This is a genomic window from Pseudomonas syringae KCTC 12500, from assembly GCF_000507185.2.
Lineage (GTDB): Bacteria > Pseudomonadota > Gammaproteobacteria > Pseudomonadales > Pseudomonadaceae > Aquipseudomonas > Aquipseudomonas syringae.
The window spans coordinates 4,754,333-4,771,256 of the sequence record NZ_AYTM02000002.1 but is presented as its reverse complement, the minus strand read 5'-3'; the positions used below and the strand labels follow the sequence as shown (position 1 = coordinate 4,771,256).

Sequence of the window (16,924 nt, the reverse complement as noted above, 5' to 3'; positions counted from 1 at the left end):
TGTGATGTAGATAAACATAAGACCGACGTACGCTCGGTTAGGACGTCTGTACTTTTTTGTCTTTCATCAATTCCAGATCTCCGGCAAACCGGTCCAGCGGCAGCGGCAATATGATATGCCCTTCTATGATGCCAAGGATTGAATGCGGGGCCTCGACAAAGATCAGCACAAACCGGTCAGTCGAAGGTACGTCGGGGGTGTACAGGCCGTTAAGGACGTTCCCGCCCCCGACACCGACTCTCCACCGGGTGCCTGGCATCGGAACGCCATTGGCAAACGCTTCCAGTTGAACCTGATCGGCGCGAATGTTCACAGCGTTCACGCGCTTCCAGAGGGTCACAACTTTTGGGCCTTTCACACCCCTTAAAACTTTCAATGTTCTTACCACGTCCAGAACTTCCGAAACCTTTACGGTGTTGACGACTTTCACGGTTAACAAGGGTGTCTGATGCTTTACCAGTACCCACGAAGAAACACTCGCCTGCCCGCTGGTCACGACGATCTGATCCAATACGTAGGTTTTGCCGGGCACCTTTGATGCTGCGACATAACGGTGATCACCATCAGCCAGTGCGCTGGGCTCCAGAACACCGCTTTCGCCAGCCACCGGATCCTTGATCGACCAGTCCATTTCCTCTGTGCCGAGCGAACCTGCCTCCAGCTCCACCGTCGCCCTGGCGTCACACACCTGGATCAACGGATTGAGAGTGATCGGATTGGTCACGATCGTGACCAGGGCCGAACTTTGATAGTTCGAGTCGGTGTCAGTGGCCGTCACCCGAACACGTGTGAATGGAAGCTCGGTTAGAGATGTTTCTGGCGCGTAGTACCTGCCGGAGTTGTTGATGGCGCCGTAGTTCTGTGCATCACCCTGCAGAAGTTCGGCAGTCCACCTCACATTCGCACCCGGCGGTTGAATGGCAAACGTGGTGGAACTGTCGACAGCCATCAGGTGCTCCGCAGGGCTGACGACAAAGTCTGCCCCGGAACTGTTGATACGGCCGAAGACGGCAATGTCTCTGGGCGCACGCAGTACGTCAGGCACAATGGCTTCGTTGAAATTGAGGTCGATACTGTCCCGGATAAACGAGCTGATCGGCACACGAGTAGCGAGTTTGCCTTCCAGTACGGCTCTGATGTCGGACTCGAACGGATGCGTATCCAGCTTCTCGAAATTGCTCTTTACCGACGCTATCAAGAACAGTAATGAAAAGCTGTTTACTGGTGGATCGTTCTCTGCGACATCCGGTTCGCTGCTGGTGGTACTTATCGTGAGACTGGGGATCAGAACGAGGTCGTTGTTTTCTTCGGCGAAGTTATAAATGCACCGTATCTCAACCGTGATGACCTTGCTCATGACCAGTAGCAGCACACCGCCTGGCAACGTAAGTATTACGCTGGGGGTCGCTTTGGGCTTCCAGGTCAGTTCCACCATGCCATCGCCAATGAGTTCCACCGACAAAGGTGCGCTCCCGAATGCGTCAAGCCAGGTCTCGTTTTTGTAGACATTTGCCTGGACTGGCACGCCATCGATTTGAACCGGGACATTCTGGCTGCTCGATTCGGACGTTTTCAGTGTGCCCGACGTGGCCGTCGCCTTGACCAGTCGGCCGGAGCCATCATGGAACGTGTTGAACACCACGCCTTCAATAATCGAAGCAATGGTCCTGGTCACTTCACCGATGAACAGTGCCGCCTTGAACGTACGCTCCGCACTGAACAACACCGTGGCCGAATAATCTTTACCAACATCATCCGGTATCAGGTATTGGTACTCTACCGGGATGTCGCCGCCTTCCTGACTGCCTTCCAGGCGAATGAACACCAGCACGGCCCCGTCGCCGTAGTTGGCGGCCTGCGGGTCGAGAGGCGCGGCAGGATTGGTCTGGGTGCGCAGTTTGAAGGACTGGGGGTGCATCAGATTATTGGTGCCACGCTTGATCACGCCCAACGTCCATACGCGCTCCTCGTCCGGCAATGCAGTGAACAGGGCTTTGAAAAAATTTCCGCCGAGTACCCGGTCAGCCCTGTCAACCGCGAAGGTCAGAATGAAATTGTCACTGTCCTTGAGGTCGAGCCGCACCCGCCCATCACTCTGGACACTGCCAGGAACCTTTTCCAGCGCGAGATCCAGTGTCAGTTTCGGACCTTGAAGCGCATCGATATGAATCACTCTGTCGGCTTCCCAATTATCGACGTTATTTCTCATCGTCAATTGCGTTCCGCCCAGAATGGAACAGGTCAATGTCGCATGAGACTGACCCAGGTCATTGTTCGAGAACGTCAGCCTGGGCGTATCCAGAATGAAATTGTGAATACGTTCTTTGAAGCCGTCGCTCAGTGCCACCTCTCCGCTCACAGGCTTCAGATAAGCGTTCGACGAAAATCGCGCGATGTATTCCTGAAGCAACAGGTTATTCACCTTGCCCCGGGCCATTGCGGCGATGGAATCCCAGCCCCACATAACATTGTTGTCGGGGTTTTTCATCCACTCGGCCAGGCTGTTCAGCGTGTTATTGGTCATAGGATTGCGTCCATGCAAGTGTCGGGTCATGCCGGTAGCTATCGCGTCGTGCGTCCGCTTGCCGGCCCAAAAAAAAGATCTTCCAGCACCGTGAAACCGATGGACGGAAACTGCGTGTAATTCGCCCCTTCATCAAAGCTGACTTCAACCTTCACGGTGTTGGTCTGACTGTCTCTTTGCAGACTTTCCAGAAAATCCCTCGGGATAATCACCGATACCTTCCTGGCATCGTATTCCGCCTCACTGAGCGGTTCGGCTGCACCGGTACGTAGCCCGACCGTCTGCTCCGATCCCGATTTCAACAAGCCAGTGGCCTTGATTCGTACCCGTTGTCCGGGCGCCATGTAGACCCAGGAAGCCAGGTCAAGACCGGCACCTTCTGGCGATACCTCAGCGAGCGAGAGCCGGCCATCAGTGGCGCGTGGGCGCATGATCTGGATGGAAGGCCAACCGGAGCCCAGGCCTCTGACTTCCAGATCGAATACTTTCGAGGTACCCGATTGCGGCGCTGAATCGACCTTGTAATACACGGCCAGACGCTTGCCCATATTGGCCGGGACCGCTGTGGGCGGGATGAGGAACAGGCGCGAATCGTCTGGCGAAGGATCAGCGATAAAGGTGCCCGTGCTTCCGTAACCATCCCAGTACATCTGTACCGTGGAGTCGTCGCCGATGACTGCGTCTTTCGGTATGCGAATCGTCGCCCCCCTCTCCAGCTGCGAGGCAAAGATATAGCCCTTCACCCCCCCTTCAACGGGATTCTCAATGATCGCGTCTTCGATAACGGGCACCGGTAGATCGAGTGGCCGACGCAGAATGACCTTGCGCGGCAACGAGCTGGCTGCATGGCCGGGTCGCGCGTACTGGTACACCAGCTCGATTTCCTTGCCGTTATTGGCATAAAGCCAGGCCTGAGCCAGCGAGAACTGCAGTACGCCACTGTCGAGATTAGAGATGTCAGCCCTGAGGGTCTGCACCAGCCGATTGCCGCTGGAGACGTAAACCACGACATCGTCATCGATCTGAATGCCGAAAGGGTCGATCAGCAGGGTGATGCCTTCAGGAAAGGCCTCCGGGTCCAGTGAGCCGCCGCTGAAATCCTTGATGGTCAAGGCGGGCAATAACGCCGCTGAGGGTGCGACGATGGCCAGAGACTGGGTGACCGAAGCCGTTGTCGATGTGGAATCGGCATATTCGATGCAGTAGCTCATCAGAGCGAAGCCATTTTCAATTGCCGCAAACTCGTTGGTTTCTATCGGCCACTGCAAAGGCTGGCCCACCTCTTTCAGTGTCAATACCTGGGAAAAGAACAGAGGGTACAAGTAATCGCCTTCGGCGAAATAAAGATCCAGCGTGAGGGTCACCCTGTCGCCCTCGCGCATGGCCAGATACGGCGGCGTTACGATCAGCACCCCATCGACTTCCCACAGCAGGTCGGGATCAAGCTTCAGATCGTGAGACTCCCTGCATTGCGGCACCCCCAGCCCGGCGGCCGTTGACGGCGGTTTACCGACATAGAAGAACAGGCGCAGGGATTCATCGGGGCGACCATCGACTATGTAGGAGTAAAACACCCACCCCTTATCAAGCCTCACCAGCAACGGATTATTGATCAACAGGGGCATGCCTTCAGGCTGCAATCCCACGACCTCGATCAAATCGTTGATATAGTCCTCCACTGCGCCCAGAGCGCCGCAACCTCGCCAGTTGGGCATGAACCGATCGCCGTTCTTGATGCCTGGGTAGTTGATCCAGGTAATCAGGTCGGCACTGCCCAGCTGTTCCAGATCGAGGTAGTTCCCGGGCTGCAGGTCGGGCACCTTGGGGGCGGGAAGATCCAGCGCCATGAGTGAGACTCCTTTCTCGTTTCCGCCTGAAATGGGTATATCGCAAGGGTTGCCCCTGAGGATGCGGATAGGATTTTTTTACGCCGATGCATATCAATTGCCCACTAGCACTACTGCTAGGTTGTTGCCCGGGTACGGACTGTTAGGGTTAGGCAAGACCTCCAGCCACACCGACGCCCAAGGTGTTGAGGCTTGGGGGTCGTCATTGACCAGAGCGCAAGGACTGCACAATCGTCAGACACCGCTGCGCTTGTCACGCATCAATCAGCGAGGTCCGCTCCATGGCTGCTTCTACTTCCGTGCACTCCAACGCGCTCAATTTCATGAGTTGTCTGAAAAGCGGCGTTGACCCACGCACCGGGCTGTACAACATATCGATCAGCATGCCCGATCTGCAAAGCAATGACCTGCGCGGGCCGGGGTTCCGACTCGACATGTCCTACAGCCAGCTCAATACGCTGGACAGTGGCTATGGCCTGGGCTGGAACCTGCAGTTGTCACAATACGATCCTGCCACTCAGATCCTGTCCCTCAGCACGGGCGAGACCTTCCGGGTCGACGGCACCAGCAGCACCGGTCAGCTGACGATGACGGAGAAGAAACTCGACACCTTCCACTTCTACAAGCTGGACCAAGAGTCTTACCGGGTGGTGCATAAATCAGGTCTGGTGGAAATCCTCAGACTGCACAGCAGCGGCAATAAAAAAATGGCCTGGGCGGTAAAAATCATCGCGCCGTCGGGGCACAGCATTGCGCTCAAACACACGGCGTTCAACAGCAGCACCTACAGGCTTGATTCGATCACTGACGACCTGGGTCAGACGTTGCTGGAAATCGCACGCAGCAGCACCTCCGTCGAGCTGAACCTGCACCCGTATGCCGGCACTGGCGGCACTCCGCTGGCACGCTTTTTAATGACACTTGCCGGCAGCGACAAACGCGTGTCGCGCATCACCCTGCCCACCGACAATAATGCGTCCTGGCGCTTCGAATATGGCCTGGAGAATGGCAATCAGTTATGCGTCAAGCATGTAGAGACACCTACAGGAAGCAGCGAAGACGTTTACTACCAGGACGAGGGCCATACATTTCCATCCAGCGCCGCTCGCCTGCCCATACCCAGAGTGACAAGACACGTCATCGATCCCGGTCTCAAGCTGGCAAAGCTCGATGTGCGATATACCTACAAGGACGGCCAGCAACGCTCACGAAATTTTCTCGGTGCAGGGTTGCCCATCGCCTGGGAAGACAACGGCCTGGACAACCTCTATAAATATTTGCAGGACTACGACTATGTCTGCACCGAAAGCCTGTGGGTCGACAACAAGGCCGTGCGCAGCATAGAGCGGACCTTCAACCGCTTCCACCTGCAGACCATTGAAGTCACCACCCAGAACGAAAATCAGCAAACGGTCACGACCGCCTACAACATCCTGGAGGGCGTGCATTACTCAAAGCAGCCCGCCGATTGTCAGCTACCCAGCAAAGTCACCACCCGCTGGCAACGGCTCGACGAGCCTGAGCGGACCCGCACAGAGACCGTCACCGATACCTATGACAGTTACGGCAATCTGCTGGTGCATACACGAGCTGACGGGATGGCAGAAATCAGCAGCTGGTACCCGGCCGGAGGTGACGATGGTTGCCCGGCCGATGCGGAAGGGTTTGTCTCCCGACTGAAAGAAAAAGTGTTCAAGCCCGCCCTGTCGTCGCAACCCGGGGCCCCTACTCTGTCCACGCGTTATCGCTACCGCATATTGCCCGCACTGACCGGCAGCGGCTCACCCGACTGGATTGTGCCGGAAGGCGAAACACTGCTGCAGCTTGAAAGCGATGGAACCTCTGTGGAGCTGCAGAGGATCCTGCTGGAGTACATCAACCAGCCGGACGCGCCTTTCCAGCATGGTCGAACCGGGAAAAATATCGAGTCCCTGAATGGAAACGACACCGTTACCGTCTACGAGTACAGCAATAGCGAGAGCGAGCAACTGAAAGTCCCGGTACAACTCATCGACATCATCACTATCGGTTTCGACAACGCCCGCATAAGCAAGCAGCAACAACAGTCATTGTTGACAGGCCAGGTGCTGCTGACCCTGGAAGAAGGCGTGGAGACCCGCTATATCCATGACGCGCTCAACCGGCTGATCAAAGAAACGATCGCACCGAATTCGACTGCCGGTCATGAAGCCAGTCGCGAGTACCTGTACACCCTGTGTTCCGCTCCGGCGCAGCAGGCAGAACAAGTGCTGGTCGATGCCCGCAAGGTCAAGACCCGTTCTGTCATGGACGGTCTGGGCCGGGCAATACTCGAAGAAAGGGACCACGTCGACAGCAATAATCCGCACGCGATGCACATGATCCATACAGCGCACTACAACGCCTGGAACAACGTGCAATACGAAACGGATTACGACTGGTTCGACAACCAGCAACGGTTCACCACGCGTAACACGTACACCTACGACGACTGGAACGGCCAGTCTGTCATTACCACTGATCAAGGCGTGCAGACCCACCAGTACTACGACCCCATCGGCAATGAAGAACATGATGGTCCTATTCAGAGGCGCTGGGTGCAAAGCGGTGAAGCAGAGCCTCTGATCAGTGGCCGCAGCGAGACCTGGCTGAACATGTTCGGTAAGCCGGTCAGGATCAAGAGCCAGAACGCAGCTGGGATGGACCTTGGCTCACAAAGCTTTCTCTACGACGGACTGGGACGCTGCACAGAGCAGACCGACGAGTCAGACCACAAAACGCAGTTCAGTTATGACGCCTGGTCGCGCATGGTCAACACACGCTTGCCAGATAGCAGCGTGGCACGCCGTGATTATGCACCGCACAGCAACACCGAGCTGCCGATCGGCCTGGAGATGATTCATCCGGACGGTATTACCATAACCCCGGCAGGTAAACAGACGTTCGACGGGCTCGGGCGCCTGACACTGGCCCAGGCTGGGCAACGTATCGAGCGTTACGAGTATGAGGACGGTCACCGACAGGTCAAAACACGCAAAACGGCCAAGGGTGACGACATAAGCTACACCTACAACCTGGCACTCACCGACCAGATCGTCTCCAGTACCGCACCGGATGAAACCGCCGGGTTTGGCTATGACAAGGTCAGCGCCCGCCTGACCTCTGCCACCAATCAGCAGGGTAAGCGCGGTTACGCTTATGACGCGCACAACCAGTTGACCAAAGAGACCTGGAAAGATCGACAAGACCGGACTTGGATAACCCAGTATCGGACATCCTTGCAGGGCCGCACGATGTCTCGCACCGATGTCGAACAAAAAGAAGTCAAAAGCCCGGGGAAAGGCGTCGTCAAAGGCCGGCTCAAAGGCGGCGTTAAGCATCGCGTCAAAGGTGTAGAAACGACTTACCGGTACGACGGGTTCGGCCAGCTTAAAAGCGTCGTCCAGGGCAACGTGAAGGTAACCATCATGTATGACCCACTCGGTCAGCCCAGAGAGATGACAACCCACGATCAGGCCGCAGGAACCAGCCTGATAACCCGCATGGAGTATGACGACCAGGGACAGGAAGTTCTCAGGACGCAGATTGCAGGCGATCACCCGGTACGTACGCTGGAACAGCAATGGCAGCCCGACGGACTCATGCAAAGCCGTCACCTGCAGGAAGCGGGCAACAGGCTGCTGCTGGAAGAATTCAGGTATGACGCTCGAAGTCGTCTGACCGGCGTCAGCTATTCAGGCAGTAAATTGCCGGTGCACGCCTCCGGCAGGGCGATACTCAAGCAGACGTTCAACTTCGACGAGCTGGACAACATGACCCTGAACCATACCGAATTTGCCGATGAGAGCACCGAGACAGCTATCTTCCGCTATGGCAAAGAGGGTGACCCCGACTCCAGGGACCGATGCCAGTTACTCGGCATCACCTACCGGCCTGCGCGGAGCACACCGGATCCGACGTTCCGCTATGACACCAACGGCAATCAACTCAATGACGAGCACGGCAACCAGTTGGACTACGACAGCCAGAGCCGCCTTTCACGGGTGGAGAAACCGACGGGGGAGCCGATCAATACATACGCTTACGACGGCCATAACCAGTTGGTCACCACCCGCAATGGCAGTGACAGCGAAATACTGCGTTTTTATCAGAACCAGCAGTTGAGTAGCACGGTGCAAGACAACCGACGCACTCTGTTTCTGCACATTGATGAGCAACCTGTCGGCCAGCAGACCGTCGGAGAATCTGCAGAAACCCTGCTATTGCTGACAGATGCGAACCTGAGCGTTCTTGCCGAGTTCCAGCAGAACACATTGCGAACAGCTGTATACAGCGCCTACGGAGAACGCCACAGCGATGACGCGTTGCTCAGCGTCGCAGGGTTCAACGGCGAGGTATGCGAAAAAGACACGGGCTGGTACCTGCTCGGCAATGGCTACAGAGCCTACAACCCCGGCATGATGCGTTTTCACAGCCCCGACTCCTTGAGCCCCTTCGGCGCAGGCGGGCTCAACCCCTATACCTATTGCCTGGGCAATCCCATCGCCTGGCGCGACCCCACCGGGCATGACGCCAGCTCACAGAGCGGCAGGCTGCGACGGCCCGATGAGGATGCGATACCGGCAGAAATGCCGGGGGGCATGGGAATAGAGTCCTGGGCCATGGTGGCGGTTGGCGTAGTGTTCACCGTACTCGGTGTCTACGCGACAGTTGCCACGCTTGGATTGGCCACACCCGTCTCGGGCCCTGTAACGGTTCTGGGTTTATCGATGAGCGCACAGGCGGCTGCCTACGTTACAGCCGGAGTGTTGGCGACAGGGACCACTCTCAGTGCTGCATCCACTGCTGCCAGTGCTTATGGTGCGGCGACGGGAAACAATACAGCAATTCAAGCAGGGCAGTACCTCGCCTACGCGGGGGGAGCTTTAGAGATCGGTGGGGGGTTCTTGAAAAGTGCGGTTAAAAGCGCGATCAAGGCTGGGACCCGGGCACTCAGTCGAGCAGCCTATCAGACAAAACTGGGCTCGGCATTGACCTCAGTAAACGCGACGTCTATCTCGCCTGTGACCGGCGTCGACCGGCTACCAGGATTGAAAGGAACCTTGAGCAGAACGCAACAAGGCGCAGTCGACGCATTGACGACCATGCTCAGGAGGAGGAATGACGTATCGCTCGCTGGCAACCTTGCCTCAACAAAAACCGCCTCGACTCCATTTGCCAGTGTTCCCGCCGCTAGAGTGCCATCTATTCCAAGGGCTGTAGCTCCAACTCCAGTAGCGCCACCGCCACGGCCACAGAGTTTTTGGCAAAAATTTTTCCCGCTAAGACAACAGTATTTACCCCGTATCGGAGGAATCGGCGACTGGCGAACCGTCAGAAATTAAATTTCAATTTCTCGCCATCGACAGCTATAAGCGCTTGTCGGTGGCATCTTGGCCTGACTTGCCAAGCTGATTGCCAATACTGAATCATCCATTATCCAGACCTTCTAATGCGTTATGCCAAGTATCAAGACGTGTGTAATTTATGCCAGGCCGTAACCTGCGAACGTTTTAAATCTGACATATAACAAAGCACACATCCGCAAACAACAATATACGACACTAGTTTAGGAAATATCCTACACCCCCCGCCATTAAACAAAGCCTTCCAGAGACTTTGCAACTAACACCTCTGCTGTAAACTCCCGCCCCGTCATGACACGCAACACAAACGGTGTCTCAAGACACCATAAATAGTTACATTTTCACTCTTGTAACGTTAATACTTATAAGGTTTTTATCGTGAACAAAATGCTATCCGTACTGGGCCTTGCTCTGGCAACTACATTGAGTGCCACTGTCGTATCCGCAAACCCCGGCCCCGGCACCATCCGTTTCGAAGGCAAGATCACCGCTACCACCTGCCCTATCGAAGTGGTCAATCCGGGCGATGGCTCTATCGGCAACCTGGTGAACATGGGCTCTGTCGAGGCCAGCCGCTTCACCGGCATCGGTGACGAACTGTCTGGCAAGAGCTTTGCCCTGCGCGTCAATGACGACGGCAGTTGCGGCCTTACGGCTGGCGACCCGAATACGGCCAAAGTTACCTTCATCGGGAACGCGGACAGCAGCGGCGAATACTTCGCTGTCACCCCTACTGCCGACGGGGCAAAGGGCGTTGCGATTGTGATCAAGGACCAGACCGGGACCTCCATCAAACCAGGCGACGCCTCGGCGGCTTATCCACTGGTCGAGGGGGGTGTCACCGACATGGTGTTCAACGCCTACTACCGTTCGACACTGGCTACCGTTCAACCCGGTGCCGCTTCGGCGGATGTACAGTTTGTTGTCGCGATTAACTGATACATCGACTCATTCGCTCACCGTGTAAAAACTAACCGTTCTTTCACGTGAAGCATCTTCAATACGTTCAGGTCCGCTTCGGGCCTGAACGTACAAGGTAACTTTCCATGATTTTCCAACAGGCGTTTAAACCACCTGCGATTGCGGCGTGCATGCTGTTATTCATGTGCGCAGCTTATATACCCGCCAGTCAGGCAGCCTTGACTGTCAACGCAACTCGCATCGTGTTCGACGGCGACAAGCGCAGTACTTCGGTGGTCATATCCAATCCCAGTGATCGCCCGTTCGCGGTGCAGACCTGGGTAAATACGGAGGCAGACGACACGGTCACCGTCGTTCCATTCGCACCTTCGCCGCCACTTTTCCGCCTCAATCCGGGCAAGGAACAACAGGTACAGATCAATGGCCTGCCCCACGACCTGCCCTCCGATCGTGAATCATTGTTCTACTTCAACGTGCAGGAAATACCTCAGGCCAGCCAGTCGCAAGGCAATGTACTGAATATTGCCCTGCGCACCCGTATCAAACTGTTTTATCGCCCGGCTCTGCTGACTGACAACCCTATTGCCCGCCTCAAGGACCTGCAATGGTCGGTCAGGCAGATTGCGGGCAAGGCAGAGTTGACCGCGATGAATCCGACGCCCTTTCACGTGTCGTTCATTCGCCTCGAAGTCTCCGGCGATGGCAGGACTGAAAAGCTCAGGGAGGTCGCCATGCTTGGCCCGTTCAGCTCTCGCCAATACGAGCTCAATGAAACGAAAGCCGGACCGGGCCTCCAGGTGGTGTTTTCCGCGATCAACGATTACGGCGGCTACAGCACGCCGCTAACAGCCACGGCCACGCTGACTGACTGAACCAGCGCTGGCCCGCTTCATCCCCAGGACATTGAACATGACCCTATTACCCGATTCCGGGCTCATACCAGTGCGCCTGCGCTTTATGCAGATGCTGATTGTGTGCGGCAGCGTTGCCGTGCCGCTGGAACTCACCAGAGCGGCAACCCCCGCCAATTTCCAGTCCGGTTTCCTGCGTCAGGGCCAGGACTATGACAGTGAGGCCGCGGCCAGCGTGCTGAACCACTTGTCAGTTGTCGAAAGCCTCGGACCAGGCGACCATTGGGTAGAAATCCACGTCAATATGCGCTATTTCGGCCAACGGCAGATCCGTTTCGATGCCGACCCGCAAGGCAACGGTCTGCTGCCCTGCCTGTCGCGAGAATTGCTGGAGCAGATCGGCGTACGCCTCGACAGTCTGGCCGACCCGGCCTTGTTGCAAGTCGCTTGTGTCGCGCTGGGCCAATTGATTCCGGACGCCAGGATCGTACTGGACGGAGGCAGACTGCAACTGTCGATCTCGATACCGCAGATCGCCATGCGCCGCGATGCCAATGGGCGAGTGGAGCCCGCGCTTTGGGATTACGGCATCAACGCCGCCTTCATCAATTACCAGACCTCGGCGCAACAGACCACCCACAGGGAGACAGGCACCAGCAGCAGTGCAGACCTGTACCTCAACACCGGTATCAACCTGGGGTCATGGCGGTTACGCAGCAATCAAAGCGTGCGTCAGGATGCACAGGGACATCGCGAGTGGACCAGAGCCTACGCTTATGCACAGCGCGACCTGCCCGGCACGCACGCTAACCTGACCCTCGGTGAAACCTACACCGGCGGCGATGTCTTCCGGAGCATGCCGATCAAGGGCGGGTTGATCAAAACCGATCAGGAGATGCTCCCCGATTCCCTGCAGGGTTACGCACCTGTGATTCGTGGCGTAGCGCAAAGCAGGGCCAAACTGGAAGTCCTGCAGAACGGCTACCCGATCTACTCCACGTATGTCAGTGCCGGCCCCTATGAAATAGATGACCTGAACACTGCAGGCAGCGGCGAACTGGAGATCGTGCTGACCGAGGCCGATGGGCAGGTACGGCGTTTTACCCAACCTTACTCGACCATGAGTAACCTGTTGCGCGAAGGCGTCTGGAAATACAGCGCAGCCTTGGGCCGCTTCAACGGTGCCTACGCCACCGAGCATCCCTGGTTATGGCAAGGAACGCTGGCCGTTGGAACAGGCTGGAACTCGACACTTTATGGCGGACTGATGACCAGCGACTTCTACCATGCCGCTGCGCTGGGCGTGTCACGAGACATGGGCGTCCTGGGAGCGATGGCGTTCGATGTAACCCGGTCACGCGCCAGCATCGATCAGCCCGGTCAGTCCAGCGTGCAGGGCATGAGTTACGCCATCAAGTACGGCAAGGCGTTCACGACCCATACCAATCTGCGCTTCGCGGGTTACCGCTACTCCACCGAAGGCTATCGGGATTTCGACGAAGCCGCCAGTCAGCGCAGCGACGACGATACGTTCACAGGCAGCCGCAGAAGTCGCCTGGAGGCTTCGGTTCATCAGAGAATCGGCGCACGCAGCAGCGTGGGCCTGACGCTGTCGCAACAGGATTACTGGGGCAGCGATATCGAGCAGCGCCAATTTCAATTCAACTTCAACACCCATCGTGCCGGGATCACCTATAACTTCTACGCCTCACAGTCGCTGAGCGTAGCCAGTAACCGCGGCAACGACCGGCAGTTCGGCCTGAGCATCTCGATGCCCCTCGACACCGGCCATTCGAGTAATGCCACATTCGACCTGCAGAACAGCGCCAATCGCCACAGTCAACGGGGCAGCCTGAGCGGCAGCCTCTACGAAAACCGGGTCAATTATCACGCCAGCCTGAGCAACGATGATGGAAAGCAGCAAAGTGCCAGCCTTGCGGCCGGTTATCAGGCGCCCTTCGCCAGCCTTGGCGCCGGTGTGACCCAAGGCAATGATTATCGAAGTACATCAGTCAATGCCAGCGGCGCCTTGTTGCTGCACGCCGACGGCATCGAGTTCGGCCCGAATCTGGGCGACACCATCGCCCTGGTCGAAGTGCCCGATACACCAGGCGTTGGCATACAGAACGCGACCGGAGTCAGGACCAATAGCCGCGGCTACGCATTGATGCCCTATCTGCGCCCCTACCGTTACAACCCGATCGCCTTGCAAACCGACCAGTTGGGCCCCGAGGTGGAAATCGATAACGCCAGTACTCAAGTGGTGCCTGCCAGGGGGGCGGTGATCAAGACCACCTTCGCTGCGCGCACGGTGACACGCCTGGTCATCAATGCGACCACGCAAAGTGGCAAGCCGCTGCCATTCGGCGCTCAGGTCAGCGACGCGCAGGGCAACATCCTGGGCATCGCAGGCCAGGGCGGGCAGGTGTTGTTGTCCACCGGCATGCAGGCGCAAACCCTCGATGTCCACTGGGGAGAGAAAATCGACCCGCAGTGCCGCCTGCACATCGACCCCGCCGGCATGCCTCTGACCAAGGGCTATCGAATGCAAGACATGACGTGCGCCCAGTGACATCAGGTCTGAGCCATCCGCGACATTGTTATTTCAGGAATCACCCCATGAACACTGCATTGAATGCCCTGCTCCCCAGTCTGATCCTGTTGGGGGCCAGCTATAGCGCTGCGGCTTATTCCGACGTACAGGACGACACCCCCAGCAACGATTGCTACTGGGTTTCCTCTCCGGGAATAAAGGATTACCGGCGCGACATCGGCACGCTATACGTCCCAAAAGACGCTGCAGTGGGCACCTTTATCGGCAGCATCGATATGCTTCACGCCACAACAGACCAGGCTGGCCTGGAAGCGGCCTGCAAAAATGATGGAACGGCTCTTCTGGAATTCAACGCTACGGCAACGGCTCCGATATTTTCGGGCACGGTGGAGCCTATAAACGGGGAAGACCTCACCGGCAAGATACTGCAAACCAATATTCCGGGCGTCGGGGTGCGGGTAAGACTGGAGTATCCGTATGACAGGAACTGCCCCAATTGCTTCACGCCTGTAGGTGGCAGCGCCTCTGTTCCGTTCATCGGCATCAACGACCACCAGAAAATGCTCACGAGCCTGCGTTTCCTTCATCTGAACAACTACCTCACGCTGGTCAAGACCGGGCCGATTCCTCCCGGCCCCAATGTGCTCAATGGCAGTGAACTGTTCTCCGGAAGCGTGACGACGCTTGGCAGGATCATGAAGTTCGGGCTAACCGGCACAATACTTCAGGCACAGTGCAGCGTTGGTGCAGATCCGGTTAGTGCCGACCCGGTGCAGTTGGGTGAGTGGGACAGCACTGACTTCACCGGTCCCGGCTTCACCACGCCTGCGGTGCCGTTCAGTATTGCGTTGAGTAACTGCGAGACCTACACGGGCGCAGGCTTCGTGGCAACGGCGCATATCCAGCTCGATGGTGTCGAAGGCTCGGTTCCCGAGGGCCCAGTCGGCAGCGGGGTGTTCAGCCTGACCAGCGATTCGGACGCCAAGGGCATGGGGATTCAGGTCCTAAAAGGTGACGGCGTTACGCCCATGGAGTTACAGACCGAAGTGCCCCTGATCGCGATCACACCCGGCAACGTTGTGCTGAACTTCTACGCCCGCTTCTATCAGACTCAGGCCAGCAGCGCGATCCGGCCGGGCAAGGCCAAAGGGGCACTCAGCTTCACGATGACCTACAAATAGCACTGCACCGTGGACTGCCGACCTGGCGGTCCATGACCTTCTCAGGCGTACAACGTCGCTCTCAGTGAAGGGAAAGGCTGCCAGGAGAGCGTCTGATCGAAACTCACCCGCACTCGTACATCCAGCTGAGTGCCGATCATAAATCTGTTCAAATCCGTTTTGCTGATGTGACCGGCATCGATTTCATCGTCCACTACCGGCACCGGGTGCTCGTCGAGCACGCTGACCACTAGCAAAGCATTATCAGCGCTGCTTAAGCCATGCACCTCAACGCTGACAAACTGGTCAGTGCCCATGAATGACCAACTGTCGAGCGTGAACCGCGCGTACCCGCCCTCGGCAATGTCATGCAGGCTCAGACGCCCCCCGGATACTTTGTCACATTGCACGACTGGAAAGCCTGTCATGCCCATGATACTCAGCGTATGCCGGTCGGAAATATGTGGTGAGTCGGCGCTTTTTTCGAACACCTCGTAGTACACCGGGATTGACTTGCCGAAATGCTGGGCAATTTGTGTCGGAGGAACGCTGAACAGTCTCGAGTCTGCGATTTCCGTAAGAAAGGAGCCCACACTGCCTGGCTCGGCCCATTGAACGCGGACGGTCTCACCGGGAAAGATCACTGCATCCTCAGGTATCGATACCGTCGTGCCCTGAAAGGCATCTACCGGATCAAGCCTGCTGGTGCTTGCCGAGCCTGCGGCCTCCTGAACCCTCGGGGGCGGTAACACACGCGGGACTGGCTGAGCGCACACCAGCAGCGTAACAGCCAGCGCCCGAGGCCCGGCATTGCCGGAACGATCCTTCAGTCTGTAGGACGCATAGCGAATGCCATCGCCGCTCTCGAGAATCAGTTGCCTGCCGAAGGCGATATTGATTGCGCTACCGATATCGGACGCTTCAAGCGTCAAGGTTCCGGTGTGCTCCGACCCCGTCGGCGTGCTGCTCCAGTACCAGGTAATGATGTCCCCTGGGCTCGGCGAAAAATAGGCAGGCACCTCGGCCAGCAGGGTATCGCCATGAGTGTCCAGCCAGGCCGCCGTGAGACCGTCACTGATGATTTCTTCCGGAAAAATCAGCGCCCCTTCGTCTTCGAATACCGGTGCCGTTTTATCAATGACAAAGACCAGTGTTTCGGATTCGGTCTGCACCTGATTGGCGGTCTCGACGCTATAACGGAGTCGATGCTGGCCTTCGATAAGGTATTGCTGCGCGATCATGCTGAACAGATCGGCGGACTGCACAGGTTCGGTCCAGATCTTCTCCTCCAGCAGCATGTCATTCCAGTAAACGCGCAGATACTCGGGATCGCCCGGCGAGGGCCCGGAGTTCTGCCACATGGGAAAATCGACCCGCAATGGGGCGAGCCAGGCACTGCTGGGAAGCAAATTGGGCTCACCGCCGGGTACATCAGGAAGGAGTTCGGCGATGATGGGCGGCGCAAGTAAACTGCTCTTGCGCCTTGAAGCCGGCCTGAACAGGATTCTGATCCGTTCGAGCCACTTTGAAATCACAGGCATGAGCCGGGCCTCCAGCACAATGAAGCGGTGGCCGACCCGTTTGCCGACCGCCATGCCCATCAGTTAACACCCTGTTTTTTTCTGCGGATACTGGCACAAGTGATAGGACCGTTGGCGCATCAGCGCCAGCGATCAAACATTA

At 57.1% G+C, this 16,924-nt stretch carries 8 protein-coding genes; 5 read left to right on the top strand and 3 right to left on the bottom strand.

From position 1 onward, the window contains the following. Positions 1-37 precede the first annotated feature (37 nt). Together V476_RS21370 and V476_RS21365 are read right to left on the bottom strand one after the other, a co-directional pair. On the bottom strand, positions 38-2,524 hold the full coding sequence (locus tag V476_RS21370; RefSeq protein WP_024960493.1) for a hypothetical protein: 2,487 nt from the start codon (positions 2,522-2,524) through the stop codon (positions 38-40). 38 nt (positions 2,525-2,562) lie between these two features. Continuing rightward, a complete protein-coding gene (locus V476_RS21365; protein ID WP_024960492.1) occupies positions 2,563-4,371 on the bottom strand; it encodes a hypothetical protein in 1,809 nt (602 codons plus the stop codon). A gap of 281 nt (positions 4,372-4,652) precedes the next feature. Between V476_RS21365 and V476_RS21360 the strand changes: the two genes are divergently transcribed. The 5 genes from V476_RS21360 to V476_RS21340 all read left to right on the top strand — a co-directional run bounded on the left by V476_RS21360 (position 4,653) and on the right by V476_RS21340 (position 15,262). Further along, the gene (locus tag V476_RS21360) at positions 4,653-9,734 is read left to right on the top strand and encodes an RHS repeat-associated core domain-containing protein (RefSeq protein ID WP_024960491.1); all 5,082 of its coding nucleotides are present in this window, start codon (positions 4,653-4,655) and stop codon (positions 9,732-9,734) included. Positions 9,735-10,133: 399 nt separating this feature from the next. Continuing rightward, a complete protein-coding gene (locus V476_RS21355; RefSeq protein ID WP_024960490.1) occupies positions 10,134-10,694 on the top strand; it encodes a fimbrial protein in 561 nt (186 codons plus the stop codon). A 107-nt stretch (positions 10,695-10,801) separates the two neighbouring features. Next, the gene (locus V476_RS21350; RefSeq protein WP_024960489.1) at positions 10,802-11,548 is read left to right on the top strand and encodes a fimbrial biogenesis chaperone; all 747 of its coding nucleotides are present in this window, start codon (positions 10,802-10,804) and stop codon (positions 11,546-11,548) included. Between the two features lie 37 nt (positions 11,549-11,585). After that, positions 11,586-14,099 carry a fimbria/pilus outer membrane usher protein gene (locus V476_RS21345; RefSeq protein WP_024960488.1) on the top strand — a complete coding sequence of 838 codons (2,514 nt, stop codon included), beginning with the start codon at positions 11,586-11,588 and terminating at the stop codon, positions 14,097-14,099. A gap of 47 nt (positions 14,100-14,146) precedes the next feature. After that, entirely contained in the window at positions 14,147-15,262 is a 1,116-nt protein-coding gene (locus V476_RS21340; protein WP_024960487.1) for a fimbrial protein, read from the top strand. A gap of 41 nt (positions 15,263-15,303) precedes the next feature. Here V476_RS21340 and V476_RS21335 read toward each other — a convergent pair whose 3' ends face one another. Next, on the bottom strand, positions 15,304-16,842 hold the full coding sequence (locus tag V476_RS21335; protein WP_050428341.1) for a hypothetical protein: 1,539 nt from the start codon (positions 16,840-16,842) through the stop codon (positions 15,304-15,306). Positions 16,843-16,924: the final 82 nt, after the last annotated feature.